Annotated in this window: 25 protein-coding genes; 14 read left to right on the top strand and 11 right to left on the bottom strand. The window is 68.0% G+C overall.

Annotated features, from left to right (window positions below; all coding sequences use genetic code 11):
- Positions 1-14: 14 nt before the first annotated feature.
- The 6 genes from test1122_RS26675 (at position 15) to test1122_RS26550 (ending at position 2,935) form a co-directional block, all read left to right on the top strand.
- Positions 15-188 (top strand): hypothetical protein, encoded by a 174-nt coding sequence (locus test1122_RS26675; RefSeq protein ID WP_338423512.1) that lies wholly within the window; start codon positions 15-17, stop codon positions 186-188.
- A gap of 309 nt (positions 189-497) precedes the next feature.
- The gene (locus tag test1122_RS05025; protein ID WP_232267945.1) at positions 498-689 is read left to right on the top strand and encodes a hypothetical protein; all 192 of its coding nucleotides are present in this window, start codon (positions 498-500) and stop codon (positions 687-689) included.
- A gap of 6 nt (positions 690-695) precedes the next feature.
- Positions 696-1,229, top strand: a complete 534-nt coding sequence (locus test1122_RS05030; RefSeq protein ID WP_232267946.1) for a DUF6879 family protein — start codon at positions 696-698, stop codon at positions 1,227-1,229.
- Positions 1,226-2,068 carry a helix-turn-helix domain-containing protein gene (locus tag test1122_RS05035; RefSeq protein ID WP_232267947.1) on the top strand — a complete coding sequence of 281 codons (843 nt, stop codon included), beginning with the start codon at positions 1,226-1,228 and terminating at the stop codon, positions 2,066-2,068. The genes test1122_RS05030 and test1122_RS05035 overlap by 4 nt, the downstream gene beginning before the upstream one ends.
- A gap of 87 nt (positions 2,069-2,155) precedes the next feature.
- Positions 2,156-2,623, top strand: coding sequence for a hypothetical protein (locus test1122_RS05040; RefSeq protein WP_232267948.1), 468 nt, complete (start codon positions 2,156-2,158; stop codon positions 2,621-2,623).
- A 186-nt stretch (positions 2,624-2,809) separates the two neighbouring features.
- On the top strand, positions 2,810-2,935 hold the full coding sequence (locus test1122_RS26550) for a hypothetical protein (RefSeq protein ID WP_277879795.1): 126 nt from the start codon (positions 2,810-2,812) through the stop codon (positions 2,933-2,935).
- A gap of 609 nt (positions 2,936-3,544) precedes the next feature.
- Here the strand turns inward: test1122_RS26550 and test1122_RS05045 are convergent.
- From test1122_RS05045 to test1122_RS05055, 3 genes are read right to left on the bottom strand one after another with little or no spacing between them, the layout of a single operon-like run.
- On the bottom strand, positions 3,545-3,751 hold the full coding sequence (locus tag test1122_RS05045; RefSeq protein WP_277879796.1) for a DUF397 domain-containing protein: 207 nt from the start codon (positions 3,749-3,751) through the stop codon (positions 3,545-3,547).
- Positions 3,748-3,972 carry a DUF397 domain-containing protein gene (locus test1122_RS05050; RefSeq protein WP_232267949.1) on the bottom strand — a complete coding sequence of 75 codons (225 nt, stop codon included), beginning with the start codon at positions 3,970-3,972 and terminating at the stop codon, positions 3,748-3,750. The genes test1122_RS05045 and test1122_RS05050 overlap by 4 nt, the downstream gene beginning before the upstream one ends.
- Positions 3,969-4,823, bottom strand: coding sequence for a helix-turn-helix domain-containing protein (locus tag test1122_RS05055; RefSeq protein ID WP_232267950.1), 855 nt, complete (start codon positions 4,821-4,823; stop codon positions 3,969-3,971). Before test1122_RS05055 ends, test1122_RS05050 begins: the two co-directional genes overlap by 4 nt.
- Before the next feature lie 205 nt (positions 4,824-5,028).
- Here test1122_RS05055 and test1122_RS05060 point away from each other — a divergent pair, with 205 nt between their 5' ends.
- From test1122_RS05060 to test1122_RS05070, 3 genes are read left to right on the top strand one after another with little or no spacing between them, the layout of a single operon-like run.
- Complete coding sequence (locus test1122_RS05060; protein WP_232267951.1) at positions 5,029-5,469, top strand: ATP-binding protein; 441 nt, start codon at positions 5,029-5,031, stop codon at positions 5,467-5,469.
- Positions 5,469-5,654 (top strand): hypothetical protein, encoded by a 186-nt coding sequence (locus tag test1122_RS05065; RefSeq protein ID WP_232267952.1) that lies wholly within the window; start codon positions 5,469-5,471, stop codon positions 5,652-5,654. Before test1122_RS05060 ends, test1122_RS05065 begins: the two co-directional genes overlap by 1 nt.
- Positions 5,651-5,980, top strand: coding sequence for a hypothetical protein (locus test1122_RS05070; RefSeq protein ID WP_232267953.1), 330 nt, complete (start codon positions 5,651-5,653; stop codon positions 5,978-5,980). The genes test1122_RS05065 and test1122_RS05070 overlap by 4 nt, the downstream gene beginning before the upstream one ends.
- 166 nt (positions 5,981-6,146) lie before the next feature.
- Here the strand turns inward: test1122_RS05070 and test1122_RS05075 are convergent, their stop codons facing one another.
- Together test1122_RS05075 and test1122_RS05080 are read right to left on the bottom strand one after the other, a co-directional pair.
- A complete protein-coding gene (locus tag test1122_RS05075; protein ID WP_232267954.1) occupies positions 6,147-6,674 on the bottom strand; it encodes a GNAT family N-acetyltransferase in 528 nt (175 codons plus the stop codon).
- 20 nt (positions 6,675-6,694) lie between these two features.
- Positions 6,695-7,336: a DedA family protein gene (locus tag test1122_RS05080; RefSeq protein ID WP_232267955.1), complete on the bottom strand. Its 642-nt coding sequence runs from the start codon at positions 7,334-7,336 to the stop codon at positions 6,695-6,697.
- Between the two features lie 157 nt (positions 7,337-7,493).
- On the opposite strand from test1122_RS05080, the gene test1122_RS05085 reads away from it, so the two are divergent.
- Positions 7,494-8,090, top strand: coding sequence for a superoxide dismutase family protein (locus test1122_RS05085; protein ID WP_232267956.1), 597 nt, complete (start codon positions 7,494-7,496; stop codon positions 8,088-8,090).
- A 37-nt stretch (positions 8,091-8,127) separates the two neighbouring features.
- A protein-coding gene (locus test1122_RS05090) for an IS5 family transposase (RefSeq protein ID WP_422396910.1) occupies positions 8,128-8,972 on the top strand; the annotation gives its coding sequence in 2 pieces (ribosomal slippage) (positions 8,128-8,458 and positions 8,458-8,972; 846 coding nt in all).
- Between the two features lie 33 nt (positions 8,973-9,005).
- On the opposite strand, the gene test1122_RS05095 is transcribed toward test1122_RS05090, so the two are convergent.
- Together test1122_RS05095 and test1122_RS05100 are read right to left on the bottom strand one after the other, a co-directional pair.
- Positions 9,006-10,982 carry an FAD/NAD(P)-binding protein gene (locus tag test1122_RS05095; protein WP_232267957.1) on the bottom strand — a complete coding sequence of 659 codons (1,977 nt, stop codon included), beginning with the start codon at positions 10,980-10,982 and terminating at the stop codon, positions 9,006-9,008.
- A gap of 142 nt (positions 10,983-11,124) precedes the next feature.
- On the bottom strand, positions 11,125-11,781 hold the full coding sequence (locus test1122_RS05100; protein ID WP_232267958.1) for an HNH endonuclease family protein: 657 nt from the start codon (positions 11,779-11,781) through the stop codon (positions 11,125-11,127).
- A 206-nt stretch (positions 11,782-11,987) separates the two neighbouring features.
- On the opposite strand from test1122_RS05100, the gene test1122_RS05105 reads away from it, so the two are divergent.
- Together test1122_RS05105 and test1122_RS05110 are read left to right on the top strand one after the other, a co-directional pair.
- The gene (locus tag test1122_RS05105) at positions 11,988-12,779 is read left to right on the top strand and encodes an ABC transporter permease (RefSeq protein WP_232267959.1); all 792 of its coding nucleotides are present in this window, start codon (positions 11,988-11,990) and stop codon (positions 12,777-12,779) included.
- 201 nt (positions 12,780-12,980) lie between these two features.
- Positions 12,981-13,559: a TMEM165/GDT1 family protein gene (locus tag test1122_RS05110; protein WP_232267960.1), complete on the top strand. Its 579-nt coding sequence runs from the start codon at positions 12,981-12,983 to the stop codon at positions 13,557-13,559.
- Between the two features lie 540 nt (positions 13,560-14,099).
- On the opposite strand, the gene test1122_RS05115 is transcribed toward test1122_RS05110, so the two are convergent.
- Positions 14,100-14,765 carry an HAD-IA family hydrolase gene (locus test1122_RS05115; protein ID WP_232267961.1) on the bottom strand — a complete coding sequence of 222 codons (666 nt, stop codon included), beginning with the start codon at positions 14,763-14,765 and terminating at the stop codon, positions 14,100-14,102.
- A gap of 154 nt (positions 14,766-14,919) precedes the next feature.
- The gene (locus test1122_RS05120) at positions 14,920-15,720 is read right to left on the bottom strand and encodes a peptidoglycan-binding domain-containing protein (protein ID WP_232267962.1); all 801 of its coding nucleotides are present in this window, start codon (positions 15,718-15,720) and stop codon (positions 14,920-14,922) included.
- Between the two features lie 182 nt (positions 15,721-15,902).
- Here test1122_RS05120 and test1122_RS05125 point away from each other — a divergent pair, with 182 nt between their 5' ends.
- Complete coding sequence (locus test1122_RS05125; RefSeq protein WP_232267963.1) at positions 15,903-17,924, top strand: MFS transporter; 2,022 nt, start codon at positions 15,903-15,905, stop codon at positions 17,922-17,924.
- Positions 17,925-17,986: 62 nt separating this feature from the next.
- Here the strand turns inward: test1122_RS05125 and test1122_RS05130 are convergent, their stop codons facing one another.
- Positions 17,987-19,513, bottom strand: a complete 1,527-nt coding sequence (locus tag test1122_RS05130) for a DHA2 family efflux MFS transporter permease subunit (protein WP_232267964.1) — start codon at positions 19,511-19,513, stop codon at positions 17,987-17,989.
- 62 nt (positions 19,514-19,575) lie between these two features.
- Positions 19,576-20,148, bottom strand: coding sequence for a gamma carbonic anhydrase family protein (locus test1122_RS05135; RefSeq protein ID WP_232267965.1), 573 nt, complete (start codon positions 20,146-20,148; stop codon positions 19,576-19,578).
- Positions 20,149-20,335: the final 187 nt, after the last annotated feature.

Raw genomic sequence — 20,335 nt, forward strand, 5'->3', positions numbered from 1 at the left:
AGGCGACGGTACTGGTGGATCGCCTGCTCGTCGACCTCGCCAGCCAGGGCGCCGATCAGTCCGCCCAGATGGGCGGGTTCGTCGGTGCCTACGGCAACGGTGTCGACCTGTGGGAGGTGGTAGGCGGCCCGGAAGGCCGCCTGGACCTTCGAGGTGGCACAGCAGGCTGCCCCCCGAAGAACGGCTGAAGCGGGAACGAACAGCCGAGACCCTCGACCGGTCAGCCCAGGGCGGAGGCTCCCGCGAGGGACCAAGGGCGCTGGACGCCTCGCCGGAGCGTGGCAAGTCCGAAGATGACAGCCTCGAAGACCAGCATCGTGGTACCAAGCCATGTCGGGCAGACTGATACGGCGGGGTGTCCCGGCAGCAGGAAGCCTCTACCGGGTCCGCAGGCGGTCTTCGTGTTTCTCGATCTCATCGCTACTGTGCGCTGCAGTCCGGTCACTTGACCGGCACAACCGGCGCGAGAGGGGATCGATATGGCCCGGAGGCTGCGGATGATCGGAACGACGTCCGAGGAGGGGAAGTGTCCCGCTCTGTACGACGACCTGGACAGCGGCGAAGTCCTCGTTCAGGGCAAGGCAGTGACCGATCCCGAGGACATTGCCCAGCTCAAGGACGTCGCTGATGACGAGACATTCGTCATCGTTCCTCGCGAGCTGCTGACCCGCTTCGCTCCAAAGGAGTAAATCACCGTGCCGGAGTTCATCGACGACGCTACGTTCGGCGGCTACTTTCGCCAGTTCGAGCACACTGCCTGGCGGTTGGAGACCCGTCGCGGCTATGCCTCTGACCGGGCCAGCGAGAAGTATGCACGGTTCTTGCGCGGTGAGGTACTTGGGATTGAGGGCAGCGACTGGTGCACCAACGTCCGAACACAGACAGAGAAGGGCAAGCGATTTGAGCGGGTTCGGCTGGTTGACGACCCGCCCACTGAAGGGCAGCGGTTCCTACTCGCCAGCGCAGCCAGCAACAACGCGGCAGGTGAGGACATCCGGAACATGCGGCGAGCAGAGGCCGACAAGCTCGGTCTGCCCGCTGAGGACTTCTGGCTGTTCGACTCGCGCCTAGCACTACTGCTGCACTTCGATGAGAATGACGGGTACCTCGGCGCGGAACTGATCGAGGACCCGACCCGGATCGTCCGGTACTGCCAGGTCCGGGATGCGGCCTGGCACTACGCAGCTCGACGTGAGGAGTTCCTCAAGCAGGTACGTTCCCATGTGTGAGCACTGACTTCCAGCAAGCCCGGATATCCCTCGGTGCGCGGCTGCGCGAGCTGCGCACCGAGGCCAGGCTCACCGTCCGGGAGCTGGCCAGACGCTGCGGCTGGGTGCCATCGAAGATCTCCAAGCTTGAGAACGGCAAGCAGACCGCAACCCTGGAAGACCTCGAGGTGTGGGCCAGGGAAACCGGTCAGCCCAAGGTCACGTCCGAGTTGAAAGGACGTCTGCGCGGCCTGGAGACCAGTTCTCGCAGCTGGCGTCGACAGCTTGCCGCCGGACACCGCGCGCTCCAAGAACTCAATGTTACCCAGGAGAAGCAGGCGCAGAATATCCGCCTGTTCGAACCGGCAATCATTCCTGGTGTCTTCCAGACACCGGAATACGCTCGCAGTGTGCTCACCGACGTCTCCGAACGCCTCAGCGCGCCTCGGGACATCGAAGCCGGTGTACGGGCCCGTATGAAACGCCAAGAGGCGCTGTACGAGCCCGGACACCTCTTCCAAGCGGTCATCTGGGAGGCCGCGTTGCATACGTTGCGGTGTTCTCCTGCGGTGATGGCGGCGCAACTCGACCGACTGGCTGGGCTTATCGGACTGGATACCGTCACGCTCGGAATCATTCCGTTTGGTGTACGGATGAAGTTCTCTCCCAAGCATGGGTTTTGGATCATCGATGACAGCCTCGTAATCGCGGATACGTGGAACGCCGAGCTATGGCTGGACTCGACTGAAGACGTGGCGTTCTATGCCAAGACGTGGTCGCTTCTCCATGAAACCGCCGCATACGGGCCCGCCGCCCACCGCCTCATCGTCCGCGCGAGGACTTCCCTCGGCCACAGATGAGCAACATCCAGAAAACCGACAGCCGAGGCGAGAAACACTGAGAAACACGGCGGGATTGAAGAAACAACGGCTTCTACGGTCCTGGCTATGGACTCAGGAACCCGGAACTGCCCTCAACGGATCCGTCCCGCATGGCTGCCCGATGTGGACACCATCGACACGGCGGACGTCGGCAAATGGTGGGATGCCATCGGCGTCGAAGGCCAACTAGGGATTCAACTCGCCGATCTCCTCATTACGGCCACCACGGGACGCTGCGGCCCGGTGGTATGCGATCCGCTCGGGCCGGTGCCCAAGACTCACTTCCTCGTACCCGTGGGTACCGCTGACCGCTGGGATGAGCCGGGCACTGAAGCCCTCGGCGAATGCTGCTCCCTGGCTCTTCCGGGGAACCTGAACGCGGACCACGTCAGCCTGCACTGGCTGTCCCCGCCTCAAGGACGTCTGGTCAGCGCCGCCCTGTTGCGGGAGTTGCTGCCCCGGGCGCGGGAGCAGCAGGCCGCCTTCTGCATGGATGCCGACGTACCCGGCCCACGTGGGAGAGCCGCGCAGTGATGCCTGCACGAACGCGCTGAGTCGCGGCGAACCCGAGCCACCCGCCAAAAGCTGTCAGGAGTGCGGCATTGAGCCGTACCCAGCGAGACGAGTTAAGACTCCCATCCTCTGCCGGTGACCGTTGCAAGCCCTGGCAGAGGACGGGACGGCAACAACACAACCGGACCCTCCACGAAAGGGAGCCTCATGCGCGTTGCACCCGAATGGTTCTACCAGGACCCGGACGACGGCGACACCCTGCCCGACTCCGACTCCCCCTCCGAACCCGCCGACGAGCCCGACTGCGGCGGCGGAAGCGGCTGCCAGCGGTAACCACAGCGCCCCCGGCCAGCGACTCGGGGGCGCCATCCCGTCCGGAGAGACACCATGCACCATCACGGCTACCTATGGATCGGCCCCGCAGCTTCCTTGCAAAAAGACGGTCCCAGGCGGCCAGCCGAGCCGCCCTTCCCCCATGCCCATGCGGCGGTGTTCAGCTCAGCCGAAGTCCCGCCACTCGAACTGTCCCACTGGCTGCTGCGCCCAGCCAGCCAAATCAAGATCACCTGCCGCGATCCGGCGGACGGCGCCGACTGGATGCGATCCCGGCTACTGACCTACATTGCGTCCCTGCAACCCGCATGCGACTTGCCAGACGAACGCCTGGACCACATGTACCGCCTCGCTCTGGTCAGCCTCAACGCCGGGCAGTCAGAAGCCTGGGGGCACTACCTAACAGGCCAACGCTTCCTCTCAATCAACATGATCGCCTGCTCCCCCAACAACTACCGACCGAATCTTCCGTGTCCAAGAACTGATGGACACTGACCTGCTCCCCCAATGCCTCATACTTGTGCTTACGCGGGGTACCTATACCACCGTGATGGCGACGCAACCACTCAGTCCGTCGCCCAGCGGACGAGAGGCTGAGCACTGAGCGTCTCAGCCCACAAGGTGCTCGAAGGTTCCCCACTTGATGGCGTTGATGAGAGTTTCAACGTGTACACGGTCAGCTGTGAGCATGGCAGCCGGATCATCGCTCTCACGTACTGCGATGCCGCTTGGAGCGGAGGCCACCTCGATGCATTCGGCGCCTGTGCTGGAATAGGAAGACTTCTGCCAAATGGGGTCTATAGATACCAAGTTCACATGGCTCCGGAGCGAACCGCGTCCACGAATGACTGCCAGGCGTCCGGCTCGAAGACAATCATGCCAAGGCCCCGGTCCTTGGTGTCGCGGATCGCTTGACGGCCAGTCTGCAGCCTGCCGCGCTCAACGCAACCGTTATCGGAGCCGCTGTAGGTGCTCTTGTGCCAGAGCGCGCCATCAAGTTCGCTGACCAGCACAGATGGGGCATGCTTCGATATCATGATCCGCTTTCCTTGATGAGATCACGAATGTATTGCTGTGACTCGGATGGTGATAGCGCCGCGGCCGTGAACTCATCCCACGTCTGTGTGTAAACCTGGACGTCAGGCCGCTGCTCCAACAACGTACCACCGGTCATGTGTTCCAACCACGCCACGTCGATCGGGGGTTCCCCTCGGAGCGAGAAGATGGTGAACGGCGCGTACTGCTCGGTCGGGAGCGAGGCATCCAACGGCAGTACCTGAACATTGACGTTCGTCCGCTTACCGGTCTCCAAGAGATAGCTGAGCTGCTCGCGGACGACTTCGGCCGGTCCGTTGATGCGATGGAGAGCCGGGACGTCGATGATCGTGCGCAGGCGGAAGTCAAGATGATCCGCAAGTAGCTCCTTGCGTTTCATCCGGGTCTCAACGAGTGTGTCAACGCGCTTGGGGCGCTGCCCGGCCATGAAGATCTCCCGCATGTACGCCTCAGTCTGAAGGAGTCCAGGGAGCACCATCGGCTCGTAGGCTCGGACAAGCTCCGAGTCGGCCTCCAGGGTCAGGTAGTCACGAAGTGAGTCGTGCAACAGCGGCCCCTGGCTACTCCACCAGTCAACCTTGTGGATCTCCTTGGCCAACCGCCTGAGGTTGGCTCGTTGAGTCTCGTCATCAACGCCGTAGAGCTCCAAGAGGATCGTGAGGTCGAGCGGCCGGATGCCGCGCTTGCCGTTCTCGATCTGGGAGATCTTCGGCTGGCCGCACTCCAGCCTGTCGGCGGCGTCCTGGACCTTGAGCCCCTTGGCGAGGCGAAGCCGCCTCAACTCGTTACCGAGTCGCTTGCTGCGCATCGTGGGCATGTCGCTCTGAGCCATGGCTGCATGATGTACCGCCGACATTCCTATGTACAGCTGTCATATGCCAACTCCACTCGATGCGATGGAAGTTTCTAGGAATACTTGCCTAGGCGATGTTTCGCACTCCACCATCATCGTGTGACTCAGCGCACCCAGCGGGTGACGGGTTGCTGACCTTGCACGCCTTGAGCTAGACGTGCGCCCTTGCGGCGCTGGAGGAGTCATGGCAGTTGCAGACCGTGTCGACGGAGGCGAACAGCTCGCCTATGCCTGGCAGTTAATGGTGAAGCTGGGCGACCTCGCCCACTACCGTCGGCTCGCCAAGGCCGCCATGCGGGAATGGGGCCAGCCCTCCGAAGTGACAGAAACCGTGCTCCATGGCGTGACCGAGTTGTTGAGCAACGTGGCGCGCCATACGGACGATCCGCTGTGCATCTTGGAGATCACCAAGTCGGGGCCATCCATCTATGTGACGGTCTACGACCGCTCTCCGGATATGCCGATCGTCACCCTGCCGGAGTGGTCCGCCGAGTCAGGGCGTGGCCTGTGGCTGCTGCGGGAGATCGCTGCCGACTTCGGGTACGCGCCAGATCCTGGCGGCAAGCGGGTGTGGGTTCGAGTCGATACAGGGGCGGTGAGGGCACCGTGTGGACCGCAGCTCTGATGGCACCCGTGAACGTGGACTCGTCGGGACGGTACTACGGCGTTGTTGACATGCGCGCCGACTGGAACGGTGACCGGCGCTCTCTGATCCTGGCCGGGCGTCCGCCTGTGCTGATCGAGCGAGGCGAGTACCGCGCCGTACGTCGTCCAGTTCCGGCTGATGCGGTGAAGGCGCAGCAGTTGTGACGGCGAATGCGGAACCGCTGGAGGCGAGGCGGAGCCTCGCGGCTTCGGCCTCAGTTGACAGTCATGTCCTGAGCCAGAACTGCTGCTTCCGCTGCGGCGAGGAGTTCCACGGCGATCAGCCGGTTATGGCAGGGCTCGTATTGCTGGGGCGGGAGCACAACACGGACGGCATTCCGATCCTGGTCTGTGCGGCTTGCTTCGACGACCGGGAGGAGGAAGTACGGCAACCGAGCGTGGGTGAGATGGCCTCTTCACCACGGCGAAGAGGAGAGCTGGATGCCGTTGAGCTCGGAGGCGGCGGGCTGGGGTCGGTGGGGGAAGCGTAACGCCGTAAGATCCGCCGAGATAGCGCTACGGGCCGCCGTGTGCCGACGCTCAGACCTGGCCGCGAGGGCTTTCCCCAACCCCGCCCCCTCCGGCGGCTGTGGGACGGGGGCGAAGCACCAGTTTCGGGAACGGGCGGGATTGGGGAAGGTCGCCCGGGCACGCTGCTCAGACGCCGAAAGCCTTGGCGTAATGAACCTCGCCGCGAGGCAATGGGCCGCCGTCCAGGGAGAGGGCTAGGAAGGCCAGGTCGGGCCAGTCCTGTCCGGCGGGTGGTGTGATGCCGAAGCGGGAGCACGGGGTGAAGCCGAAGCGGGGGTAGTAGGTGGGATGGCCGAGGACGATCACCGTGCGCTCCCCCGCCGCGCGGGCCGCCGGCAGGACGGCGCGGATGACCGCGGAGCCCGCGCCCTGGCCCTGGTACTCGGGGAGGGCGGCGCAGGGGGCGAGCGCCAGAGCGGGGGTCTCGGGTTCGCCGATAAGGCAGCGAGTGAGCAGGGCGTACGCGATGGGCTCGCCGTCCGGGGTCTCGGCTACGTAGGAGAACTCCGGCAGCCAGGCCGGGTCCTGGCGGACCGCGTCGACGAGGTCCGCCTCGGCAGGGGTCTCGAAGGCGGCGAGGTTGATACGGCGGACGGCGGCGGTGTCCGCGGGGCGTTCGGGGCGGGTGATCCAGTACGGAGTACGGGCGGTCATGGCCCGTATCGTCGCAGCCGTCAGGCCCTGGCGGCCGATGGTCTGCGGTGCAGCAGATACGCGGCCAGTGACCCGACCGTGAAGAGGGCGGCCACTGAGATCGCCGTACTGCCCCAGTTGACCCCGAAGAGCTGGCCGCCGAAGTACCCGAGGCACACGCTGTATCCGGCCCAGGTGAGTCCCGCGATGGCGGACCACGGCACAAAGTGCTTGGCACGGCGCTGGGTGGCACCCGCGGCCAGGCTGATGACCGAGCGCCCGGCGGGGGCGAAGCGGGCGAGGACCATCAGTGGCCCGCCACCACGGATGAGCGCCTGGCCCAGCCGCTGCTGGGCGGTGGTCAGCCGCCGGGAGCGGGCGATGACGTTCTCGAACCGGGCGCCGCCATGCCGGGCGAGCTGGTATGCGGCCAGATCGCCCAGCAGGGAGGCGGTCGCGGCGCAGAGCACCAGGAAGAACATTTCGGGGAGATGGGCGCTGGGGTGTGGCGGTGCGGCCAGCCCGGTCATATCCGCGGCCGTGGTACCCGCGGCGGCGGTGGCGGCGGCGATCACCAGGACGCCGCTGGGGAGGAGCGGCAGAAAGACATCGAGCAGTACGGACAGCGCGATGAGGACATAGATCCACGGGGCGTAGATCAACGTCCCCAGCGTTTCCAGCACCTTCACTCCCCATCTTGGCCCCCGTAGGGAGCTGCTTACCGCCGTACAGCGTACGCCCGTGTCCCCCGCAGGGATCGGCCGGGTGAGTGTGGCGCCGATCTCACCCGGATACACGGAAGAGTTGCACCGGAACGGACCACGAACGAAGGAGTTGGGCATGGTGACAGGGCTGGCGACAGGGCTGGCAACGGCGGCGATGGCGACGGTACTGGCGGCGGTTCCCGCGACGGCCACAGCGGCGGGCGGAGCGGGCGACAGCTACTGGATGAGGGCGACGGGGGTCTTCGCCCACCCCGGTCAGCACATGGCCCCGGACGCGGTGACCTATGACGGGGCCGTGATCCCGCCCGGCTCCTCGGTCGCGGTGGCGCAGCGGATCAAGGGGAACCGGACGTCGGTGGAGATGCATGTCGAGGGGATTGAGCCGGAACGTTCCTACGGGGCCCATGTGCACACCGAGCCGTGCGGTGTCGATCCGGAGGACTCCGGCCACCACTATCAGCACAGGGTGGACCCGGTGCAGCCGTCCCGCGACCCCCGGTTCGCCAACCCCAGGAACGAGGTCTGGCTGGACTTCGAAACCGACGCGCACGGCTCCGGCGGCGCCGTAGCCCACCAGAAGTGGACGTTCCGCAAGGGCGAGGCGCGCTCCGTGGTGATCCATGAGCACCCGACGCGCACCGGCCCGGGTGAGGCAGGGGAGGCCGGTGCGCGGCTGGCGTGCTTCTCGGTGCCCTTCGATATGGGGCGCTAGGCCGTTTCCTTCGGATCATCTGATCGTTGGTTGATGTGTGTCGTTGACTGATGCCCAGTGGGCACGGATCGAGCCGTTGTTGCCGGACCGGACTCCGAAGCGGGGCGGACGGTGGCGTGATCACCGCCAGGTGATCGACGCGATCGCGTTCAAGTACCGCACCGGGACACCGTGGATGGACCTGCCCGAGCACTTCGGGTCGTGGAAGGGCGCCCACAACCGCCTGCGGAAGTGGGCCGCCGACGGCACCTGGGAGAAGGTCTTCACCGCCCTGCTCGCCCAGGCCGACGCCGAAGGCGACCTCGACTGGGTCGTCGCGGTCGACTCCACCATCGTCCGAGCCCACCAGCACGCCGCCGGGGCCCGTCAAAAGGGGCCCCGGCCGGCGAGCCGGACGACCATGCCCTCGGACGCTCCCGCGGCGGACTGACCACCAAGATCCACCTCGCCGCGGACAGCCACTGCCGGCCCCTGGCCTTCGTCATCACGCCTGGCCAGGCAGGTGACGCACCCGCATTCCCCGAGGTCATGGCCCGCTTACGGGTGCCCCGGCCAATCGGCCGGCCCAGGATCACGCCGGACGTGATCCTGGCCGACAAGGCCTACTCATCCCGCGCGATCCGGACCCATCTCCGTCGGCGCGGGATCCGGGCCGTGATCCCGCAGCCCGCCGACCAGGCCGCCAACCGCAAACGCCGCGGCAGCCGCGGCGGCAGACCACCAGCCTTCGACCGCGACGCCTACAAGCGGCGCAACACGGTCGAGCGCTGCATCAACAGACTCAAGCAATGGCGCGGCCTGGCCACCCGCTACGACAAGACCGCCACCATCTACCTCGCCGGACTCCACCTCGCCGCCATCTTCATCTGGTCAGCGAGATGATCCAAAAGAAACGGCCTAGGCCGATTAAGCCGGCTAAGGAGTTGCGACGGGGGTGGAGTTGGAGTTGTCCTGGTGTGCGGGCGCGTCATAGGTATCCGGGCTGCGCGGCTTAGGTACCGACCGCAGCGCTGCCAGGGCGATCGCGTCGGTGTCCATCAGCGTTACCGAATTGACGCCGGGCCGGGCACCCGCCGCCGTCACCCAGTGCACGCCCTCTGTGGGTACCCCCACCGCGAAGCGGTGCGGATGCGGGCGGCCCTGAGCGTCGATCAGGCGGTACGGAGACTGGGTGACATCGACTCCACCGGTCTCGTAGCCGCCTGCGCCGCCGACGGTATGCGGGCGGCACACACCGGAGGCGAGGAGCGCGGCCAGCAGCGGATCAGCGGTGCGCCGCAGATCCGGCTCGGGCAGCCGCGCCTCGATCAGCGCGGTCGCCCGCACCATGGACCCGGGCACCCTGGGTGAACGCGCGAGGAATCCGCCCGTTGTGTCCAGGCTCACCTCCAGCCCCGGTCCGACCACCGTGAGCACCCCGGCCTCGATCAGTGCGGCCATCTCCGCGATCCGTTGGCGGGGCGGGCCGATGGAGAGGAAGGCGTTGAGCGGGGTGTACCAGCGGTCCAGGTGATCGCGTCGGGACGCCCCGGTCAGGCCGCCGTGGTCAACGATCTGGCGCAGCTCATTGCGCAGATCGCGCAGTACGTCGAGGGCGGCCTTGACCGGGCCGTCGACATTCCCCAACCGGGCGTGTTCGATGTCCTCGCGGAGCCGTGCCAGCAGCCAGCCGTGGTACGCCGCCGGACCGGTGAAGGTGCGGCCCGTATCCGGGTGGGACACGCTGTCCCAGTCCCAGCGTTCGCTGGCCGCGACGCCGAACTCATCCAGTACGGCCGTCTCTTCGGCGCTGCGGTGTGGTGCGGCGAGGAAGGCTCCCCGGAAGCCCCGCAATTCCCGCATTCCCCGCGGTCCCCGGGCGTCGCCGCGGCCCGGTCCGGCGCCGTGTGCGAGCAGCGCCTCATAGTAGACGGTTTCGACCTCCTTCGCCACCAGGGGCCAGACATCGGTCAGAAAGTCCGGTGCGTCGTCCGCCATGACCCGTTTGCGGAACTGAGCGATGGTGTCCGGGGTGAGAAGCAGCGGGGTGTGACGGCCGTGCGGACCCTTCGCGTTGTCGCCGCGAGCGTGGTACGGGACGCCGCGCCGGGAACCCGCGTAGAGACGGGGCTCCTTGCCGGAGGGCAGGTAGCGCAAGCCGCCCGCGCCATCGTCGGTGAAGCGGCCGCCCCGGGCGGTGGTCAGCAGGGCCATATGGTCGAAGAAGGTGAGGCCGAGCCCGCGCAGCAGGACCGGTTGGCCGGGGGCGAGGGCGGCGAGCTCGGTGGTGAGATCGGCCGGGTTGCCGGGCCGGAGGTAGCGCAGGCCGTGGGTGGCGGCATACGAGGCGAGGCGTTCCTGCTCCGGGTCCGGGAAGGCCGGGAGGTGGCCCTGGGCCAGCACCACGGCAGCCAGCCCGGTCAGCCGGGTGCCGTCCGCCAGCTCCAGGACCTGAGAGCCGTCGGGGGCGTCGTCGAGCCCTACCGCGCGGTCCGTGTGTATCCGTATGGAGATGTTCTCCGGGGCATCGCGCAGGATCCGGGCGAAGACCCACTCCAGATAACGGCCGTACAGCGCACGGGTCGGGTAGTCATCCGGGCCCAGAGCGCCGGGGCTTCGGCGCTCGTGCCACTCGTACAGGCTCGGGCCGGGGCGTATCGGGCCTGCGCAGTCGACGCTGTGGTCAGTGAAGAGTGTGACCTGCGAGGCGACGGTGTTCATCAGCAGCTCGGCCGGCTGCGCCGTACGCCACACCTGCCCCGCCCCGGCCGGGGACGAGTCCACCACATGAACCGTCAGCCGGGTCCCCGGCGCGAGCAGTTCCGGGGCTGAGGCGCACAGCCGTTCCAGCACACTTGTGCCGCGCGGCCCGGCACCCACGATGGCGATGTGACGGTCGTGGTGGTCGGCCACGTTGTTGACTCCTGAGGGTGATGGGCATGCGGGGTAGCGCCCATCATGCTGCCCGGCCGCCCGGAGTCGAACCCCCGTCCGGAGCGTGGGCCTCCGCTGTGGGATGGATCACCTTCCGGACGGGGGCAGCCTGTCCCTGTCGTCAGCAGTTGTTCAAAGTGCTGGTGAGTGCGGCCTTTTCGGCGGAATCAACGGTCATGCCGTAGTTGTTCTTGACCCAGACCCAGGAGCGGGCATAGACACAGTGGTACGCGTCGCGCGGCAGCCAGTTGGCTGGGTCCTTGTCGCCCTTCTGGCGGTTGGAGGTGGCGGATACGGCGATCAGCTGCGCGGCACTGAGATTGTTGGCGAAGGACCGCCGCTTGGCCGCGGACCAGTCCCGGGCGCCGGAGCGCCAGGCCTCCGCGAGCGGGACCAGGTGGTCGATGTCCACATCCGCGGCGTCGTTCAGGGTGGCGCCGTCGAACTCCGAGAGCCAGCTGCCACCGATGGCCCGGCACTGATCGTCCCTCTGGACGTCCTCGCCGTCCCGCTCGAGGACGACCTCCCGGGTGTTGCAGCGGTCGCCCTGGTCGATCCAGTGCGGGAAGAGGTCCCGGCTGTAGCCGTCCATGGACCCTTCGACGGCTTCGGTCAGCCCGGCCAGCACGGTGCGGGCCTCGCCCGCACTGGGCGGAGTGGGGGGCGCCGCCTGGGCGGCGGGTGTCATCAGGGTCAGACCGATGAGCAGACCGCACAGGGCCGCGCCGACGGCCAGCGGGGCACGGGCTTGACGCGCGTAGAGACTGGTGCTGTGCATACGAACTCCCGGAGAGTGGGGGGAATTGAGAGGGTGGGGGGGGAATTGAGTGGGGGATCGTGCTGGGCTTCGCTCCGGCATGGTGACGCCGCAGGGTTTCCTCCCGGCGGGCCACAGGTAACAGGCTGAAGACATGGACACGTCATAACAAGGCCTATGTGCCGTCCGATGCGTTCCATCCGCGGTGGCCGCCGTAAGGTGATCAGGTGTCAGCGCCCGCACATCTGGCGGCCGAAGCCCTGCTGCCCGTCAACCCGGTCCTCGGCATACTCCTCGCGGCCTTGCTGCTCACCGCCGCCGGTGTGGCCGCGTTCGCCCGCCTCACCCAGGACAGCGGTGCTGGATACGCCCGCGCCGTGATCACCGCCGGGCTACGCGCCACCGTCCAGCTCGCCGCTGTCTCCCTGATCATCGGCTGGGCCGTGGGCGCGGTCCCCACGCTGCTCGGCTTTGTCGCCCTGATGTTCACCGTGGCGGTATGGACCGCGGGCCGCCGTATCACCGGCAACCGGACCTGGTGGTGGGCCACGGCACCCATCGCCGCCGGGGTCCTCCCGGTCATCGCCACGCTGGTGCTCACCGGGCTGGTGCCGGTTGAGGGGATCGCGCTCATCCCCATCGCGGGCATCCTCATCGGTGGCGCGCTCACCGCGACCGTGCTCGCCGGGCGGCGGGCCCTGGCCGAGCTGCACGGTCGGCGCGGTGAGGTGGAGGCGGGGATGGCCCTGGGACTGCTGGAGCGGGAGGCCCGGCTGGAGATCGCCCGGCCCGTGGCCTCGGAAGCCCTGCTGCCGGGTCTTGACCAGACCCGGACGGTGGGTCTGGTCACACTGCCCGGGGCGTTCGTCGGCATGCTGCTGGGTGGCGCCTCGCCCCTGATGGCCGGGGCGGTACAGCTGTTTGTGCTGGTCGCGCTGGTGCTGGTGCAGGTGGTCGCGGTGGCGGTGACGCTGGAGCTGATCGCCCGGGGACGGCTGCACCGCAAGGGGATGCCGTAGGGTGTTCGTATCTGAAGGGGAGTAGCTCTTCGCCGGATCGTCGACATACTGGGCGGTTTATCCCGCCCCGGCGCCCGGAGCGCACCAGTGCGGGTGCGCCAGCGAGACCTTCGGCAGCAGTGTCCTGGACGCTGCCGTGCCGAAGTGTGCGCGCTCCCCGCGGATCCTGTCGGCACGGCCGACCCCAAGAGGAATCCGCTCGTGTTCAGCTTTACCGTCGCCGCCGTCGTGTTCTGCGTCGTCTTCCTTGCCGAGCTGCCCGACAAGACGGCTCTGGCCGGTCTGGTGCTCGGCACCCGCTACCGCGCTTCGTATGTCTTCATCGGCGTCGCGACCGCTTTTACCCTGCATGTCGCGCTGGCGATCGCCGCCGGCAGCGTGCTCGCCCTGCTGCCGCAGCGGCTGCTCGCGGCGGTCGTCGGTCTGCTCTTCCTCGGCGGGGCGGCAATGCTGCTCTGGCAGAAGGACGACGGCGGGGAGGATGTGCGGCAGCCCGCCGACCAGTCCTTCTGGAAGGTCGCGAGCAGCGGCTTCATGCTCATCATCGTCGCGGAGTTCGGCGATCTGACGCAGATCATGACGGCGAACCTCGCGGCGCGGTACGACGATCCGGTGTCGGTCGGCATCGGCGCGGTGCTGGCGCTCTGGGCGGTGGCCGGACTGGGCATCCTCGGCGGCCGCGCGCTGATGAGGCGGGTGCCGCTGCGCGTGATCACTCGCGTGGCGGCGGGGGTGATGGCCACACTCGGCGCATGGAGCCTCTACGAGGCTTTCCCCTGACCCGGCCCCTTCCCGAAACCGGGGGCTCCGCCCCCAGACCCCCACCCCAGGTTGTGGGCACTCGCAGCCCCGCGAGGGGCGTGGGCCCGCCCTGCTACGCAACCACCCACCGACACCAGCCACGACGCTCCGGCCCGCCCCGTAACGGGGCTCGCGACGCTTGGTGGGCACAACCGGGCCACCGGCCCGCACCGGCAAACCCCGGGGCCCCGGGGCAAAGCCCCGGTTACGGGAAGGTGGGGGCACCTCCCAGCGGTAGCTGGGGGAGGGATACGGGGACACCCACCACAGCACCCCCAGCCAGTAGTTGCGCGGGCATGGCCCGGCAACGGGGCCACCCGGCGAGCCCGCGCCAGGACTCCCGCGCCCAGGGGCGCAAGCCCCGCCACGCGGCGGCCGCACATCGGTGCAGCCGGGAAGGGGCGGGGTACGGGGACACCCACTACGGCACCCCGCAGCCGGGCGAAGCCCGGCCACGCGGCGGGGCCGCACACCGGCACAGCCGGGAAGGGGCCGGGACACGGGGAAACCCCACCCGGGCTAGGGCAGCCGCAGCTGGATCGTCCCGTCGGGAAGCACCGAAACGCGCAGACCCTCCAACGTGTCGACAACCCCCGTCGGCGCGAAAGCCCCCGCCCGCGCCCCGACCCCCAGCACCCGCATACCCGCCGCCTTCCCCGCGGCGACCCCCGCCTCGGAGTCCTCGAGGACAACGCAGTCCGCAGGATCGACCCCCAGCTCCGCCGCCCCCTTGAGAAAACCCTCCGGGTCCGGCTTGCTCGCGCTCACCGACTCAGCGGTGATACAGATCTGGGGGATCCGCAGCCCCGCTGCGGTCATCCGGGCCGTGGCGAGCGCGGCATCCGCCGAGGTCACCAGCGCGTGCGGCGCCCCCTCAAGCGCGGCCAGAAAAGCGGCCGCGCCCGGTATCGGCACAATGCCCGCGGTGTCGGCGGTCTCCTGGGCCAGCAGCCGCCGGTTGTCGGCGTAGTTCTCCGCCATCGGACGGTCCGGGAGGAGGATCGCCATCGTGGCGTACCCCTGTCGGCCGTGCACGACCTTGAGGACCTCGCCCGGATCCATGCCCTGCTCGGCGGCCCACCCCCGCCAGACCCGCTCCACCGCGGCGTCGGAGTTCACCAGGGTGCCGTCCATGTCGAGCAGCAGCGCGCGGGCGGTGAGTATCACGGGAGCAGCGTCGTCCATGGTGAGCGCCTCCAGGGGAAGAAGGAGTGGCCCCGTCCGCCGGTCAGGGAACCCGCCGTCAGGTGCGGGAAGCGAACGGAGCCACTTTGTTTCCCCACCATACAAACCACCCCGCCACAACGCCAGCCCGCCCCCGCCTCCGCCCCGGGGGCGATCAGTCCGTTCTTTCCTCCAGTGAGCGGCGGGTGTTCGGGCCGTACACGCCCTCGGCGTCGCCCCGCACGCCATATCCGCTCTGATAGCGCTGGACCGCGTAACGGACCCCGTCGTCGTATTCGCCGTCGACCGGGTCGCTGTAGAGATTGACCTGCGCGAGCCGCCGCTGCAGCTCGGCGACCTCGGGACCGGAGTCGCCCTGCCGCAGAGTCCCGCCGCCCTGCGCCGGTCGGCCGCCGCTCGTTGTCGCCTCCGCACCCGACGCGTCTGACACGCCTGACCCGCCTGACCCGTCTGACCCGCCTGACCCGCCCGATACGGTTGACGCGCTCGACGGCGCACCGGCGGACGGGGCCGTATCCGTAGTGCCCGACGCCGCCGGGCTGCGGGAGGCCGACGCCTCCTCGTCCGCCACCGCGCGCCGGGAGCGGGACGCACTCGCGCTGGGCGATGGGCTCGATATGGAGGGGCTGCCGCTCGGGCGCACCGGACCGCCGGTCGCGGACGCCGGGTCCGTGGGCGTCACTGCCGACGGTCTGCCGCCATCGGGCCGCGCCTCGTCCTCCACATCCCGGTCCCCCTCCTTCAGCGCAGCGACGAACACCGCACAGCCGACCACAGCCAGCGCCGCGCCACCGATGGCGATCGCGCGTCCCGGCCCCCTGCGGCGGCGGTGCGATACGGGACGTATGGCGACCCTCTCATCGGCGCTACGAGCCGGACCGGCGGGGAACAGCGCCACATCCGCTGGGTCGGGCCCCTCCTCGGGCAGGTCGGCTGGCCGGAACACCGCCTTCACGGCCGCGCAGTGGCAGGACGGCCGGCCCGCCTTGTCTCCTGGTCTACGGCAAACCGGACATTGCTGAACTCCGGTCACGGTGGCGCCCCTCCCTCGGAATCGCAAAAAGAGTACTGGACCCCTGTGACGCCAATGGCCTCACTCCGCTGTACGGTCGGCCGCACAGCGCTGACCATGGGTTTATGACGCATGCGCGGCCCGCGGCGCGGGAAACCGGCCAGCCCAAGCGCACCCTCTATCTGGCCATGGGCGCCCTGCTCATGGGGATGCTGCTGGCCGCGCTCGACCAGACCATCGTGTCCACCGCGCTGCCCACCATCGTCAGCGACCTCGGCGGTATGAACCACCTCTCCTGGGTGGTCACCGCGTATCTGCTCGCCGCGACCGCCGCCACCCCGCTGTGGGGCAAGCTCGGCGACCAGTACGGACGCAAGCGGCTGTTCCAGAGCGCGATCGTCATCTTCCTGATCGGCTCCGCACTGTGCGGGCTGTCGCAGAACATGGCGGAGCTGATCGCCTTCCGCGCGGTACAGGGCCTGGGCGGCGGCGGGCTGATGGTGCTGTCGATGGCGATCGTCGGCGACCTGATGCCGCCCCGGGACCGCGGCCGCTACCAGGGCCTGTTCGGTGCGGTCTTCGGTGTCACCAGCGTGCTCGGCCCGCTGCTCGGCGGACTGTTCGTGGACCATCTGACCTGGCGCTGGGTCTTCTACATCAATCTGCCGCTCGGTGCCCTCGCACTCTTTGTCATCGCCACGGTGCTGCACATTCCGGTGCGTGCCGAGAAGCACCGGATCGACTATCTCGGCACCTTCCTCATCGCCTCCGTCGCCGCCTGCGTGGTGCTGGCGACCTCGCTCGGCGGCACCACCTGGGCCTGGGACTCCCCGCAGATCACCGGGCTCGGGGTGCTGGGCGTGGTGCTGCTCGCGGCGTTCATCCGCGTTGAGCGACGGGCCGCCGAACCGGTGCTGCCGCTGAAGCTCTTCGGCATCCGTACCTTCACCATCTGCTCGGTCATCGGCTTTGTCATCGGCTTCGCGATGTTCGGCTCAATGACCTATCTGCCGACCTTCCTCCAGGTCGTGCACGGCGTCTCACCGACCCTGTCCGGTGTGCATCTGCTGCCGATGGTCCTCGGCATCCTGACCACCTCAACCCTCTCCGGCCAGATCGTCAGCCGCACCGGCCGCTGGAAGGTCTTCCCCATCCTGGGCACCGCCGTCACCACGATCGGCCTGCTGCTGCTCCATAATCTCGACCAGCACAGCGCCACCTGGGAGATCAGCGTCTACTTCCTGGTCTTCGGACTGGGACTCGGCCTGGTGATGCAGGTGCTGGTGCTCATCGTGCAGAACGCGGTGGATTACCGGGACCTTGGCGTCGCCACCTCAGGCGCCAGCTTCTCCCGCTCGATCGGCGCCTCGGTCGGGGTCGCCGTCTTCGGCACGATCTTCACCAACAAGCTTGGCCCCCGGCTGGAAACCGCGCTGGAGGGCGAGCCACTGCCACCCGGGGTCACCCCCCAGACGCTGCAGGAAGACCCGCGTGCCGTCGCCGAGCTCACCGCCGAGGAGCAAGCCGGGGCGCTGCACGCCTACGCCGAGTCGATCACCGATATCTTCCTCTGGGCGGTTCCCGTGACCCTGGCCGCCTTTGTCCTCGCGTGGTTCCTCAAGGAGACCCCGCTACGCGCCAGTGTGCAGGTACCGGATGAGAGCGAAACCCTGGCTGTCAACCCGGTGGAGCGTTCCTCCCGCGATGAACTCATCCGCGCGCTGACCCTGTTGAGCAGCCGCGAGGGCCAGAAGGGTCTGTACGTCCGGCTCACCGAGGACGCCGGTCTTGACCTACGGCCTGCGGCGAGCTGGCTGTTGCTGCGGATTCACCGTTATGGCTCGGTCGTACCGGCCCTGCTCGCCGAACGCACCGGGATCGACCGGGGCATCGTCGCCGCCGGGGCCCGGCAGATCGAGGAGCGCGGTCTGGCGGTACGTGAGGGGCTGCCCCTGATCCTCACCGCCTCCGGCCAGGATGCCGCCGACCGGCTCTCGGTCGCCCGGGAGAAGGCCCTGGCCGAGCTGCTCGGCGACTGGTGGACCCCGGACCGGCCACGCGATCTGACCGCACTGGTCCACGAGCTGTCCGAAGAACTAGGCGGCTGCGACAACGAAACCCCGGACGAGGACCGGGACAGGGCCTAGCCTCCGCGTTTCAGCCCGGGGGCGGTTGCCTTCTGCACTACAGCGCTTCCAAGCCTGTCGGCCTATTGGTGTCGAGATTTCACGTCGTGGTGACGCCCCATGGTCAATGCGGCTTCACCACGACCGGATGCACCCCACAGGAGCAGCACAACTGCGGCAAGCGCGCAGGCAAGGGCGGCGGCACCGCAACGCAATGCCAGCTGGAGCCCGTCGACGAAGGACTGTTGTACCCAGATAGCCAGGCGTGCCGGGTCGGCTGCGGGCATCGGAGCATCGAAGCCGGCTGTCGGCCCCTGGGAGATGACCGAATCGACCAGGTCATGCGTTTGGCCGGAGGGGAGGCCGGATGCCGCCGCCTGTTGGTGAAGTGAAGCGCGCATCCGGGCCGTAAGGACCGCGCCCAGGGCCGCGACGCCGACGGCTCCACCGAGTTCCCGCAGGGCGTCCATGAGAGCCGACGCCATCCCGGTCCTGCTGACCGGTGAGCGTTGAACGACCGCGACCAATGCGGGGATGAACGTGAGGCCCGCTCCGGTGCCGAGCATGGGCAGTAGCCACCAGTAATCGGCGTATGCGGCGTCGCGGCCGTACCGGCTGAGCCCCAGCAGGGCGAGGGCGCTCAGTGCCATACCCAGGGTCAGGGGGGCGCGGGCTCCGTAACGGCCGGTCAGGGCGCCGGCGGCGGGGGCAGCGAGCACGATGAACGCCGAGGCCGACAGGAACACGGCGCCGGCGCCCGACGCCGACCAGCCGAGGATGTCCTGGAGGTAGATGCTCAGGAAGAAAACGCCGCCGAACAGTCCCATGCTGGCCGTGAAGTAGGCGACAGCCGCAGCACCGCAGACTCTGTCTCGCAGCAGCCTGAGGTCCAGCATGGGCCGTGCACCCCGCCATTCGACCAGGACGAAGGCGAGCAACGACAGGACCGCCACCACGAGGGTGACCCGGACGGTGGGTGCCCGCCAGCCGTCGACCGGTCCCTGGACCAGGGCGTACACCAGACTGCCCAGTCCGGTGACGGCGAGGGCTTGGCCGATGGGGTCCCACCGGGCCGCAACGGCGGGTGGTCGCGGCAGCACCCGTAAGGCGAGGACGAATGCGACCGCGCCAATCGGAATGTTGATCCACATGACGCTGCGCCACCCGAGCGAGTCGACCAAGGGGCCACCGATGGATGGGCCGAGTGCGAGCCCCAGGCCGGCAGCCGCGCCCCGCACCCCCATCGCCCTGGCTCGTCTTCGGTCTTCGGTGAAGGTGTGGCGCAGTAGGGCGGTACTGGCCGGCATGACAACAGCGGCTCCGGCCCCTTGGACCAGGCGCCCGGCCACAAGCAGGGACCAGGTGGGCGCGATGGCGCCAAGCGCGGATCCCGCGATGAAGATGAGCAACCCGACGAGAAAGGCGGGCCGCTGGCCGAGCCAGTCACCGAGGACGCTGGCGGACAGCAATGTGGCGGCGAAGATGAGGGTGTAGCTCGCCACCACCCATTGCAGTCCGCTGACGCCCACGTCCAGCTCTTCTCCGATACTGGGCAGCGCGTTGTTGACGGCGAGATTGTCGAGCATGGCCATGAAGACAGTGCTGGACACGACTGCCAGCACCACCCGCGGCCGTCGCACCGCGGGTCCACCGCGGGCGGTACCGGAGCCGGTCACGGGGACCCCTCCCGCTGGTGGGGTGGTTCCGCCCGAGACCGGTGAAGGCGTGACATGGCGAGGTTGGCGCGTGCAACGACCTGGATCGCGGCCAGATCCTCCTGCTGCACAGGGCGTACCAGAGCGGCCCTGGGGCCGGCCACGACGGAGCTAGGCGCGATGCGACGGTTTTCGGGGACCACGGTGCCCGCCGCAACGATGCAACCCCGCCCGATGCGGCTGCCGTTGAGCAGGACGGTGCCCATGCCGATCAGTACGTCGTCCTCCACATGGCAGCCGTGCACTGTGGAGTTGTGGCCGATGGAGACGCGGGCGCCGATTCTCACGGGATAGCCGGGGTCGGCATGCAGGACCACACCGTCCTGCACATTGGACTCCTCTCCCACCTCGATCATGTCGTAATCCGCACGCAGCACGGCGTGATACCAGACGCTGGACCGGGCCCCCAGACGCGCCGCTCCGAGGATGACCGCGGTGGGGGCAACGAAGGCCGTGGAGTGGATGTCCGGCGTGTTACCCGAAACACTGTCAATGAGCGGGTAAATGCCGTCTGTTGTCGGCCTTTCCACTGAACCCCCTTTTCTGCTTGGTCAGTTGAGCGCCACACCCCCGCGCCACCCCGTAGTGGCTGCCCAGAAAAACCTGGGAAGATGCCTCACACGTTTACTTGGCAAATAGAGACAGTAAGCGCAAATATGTAATAGGATTTTCTGCATATAACACCGCCCAGTATTGATTGATATTTAGAAGACTTCT

It is taken from the genome of Streptomyces gobiensis (assembly GCF_021216675.1).
Taxonomy (GTDB): Bacteria; Actinomycetota; Actinomycetes; order Streptomycetales; family Streptomycetaceae; genus Streptomyces; species Streptomyces gobiensis.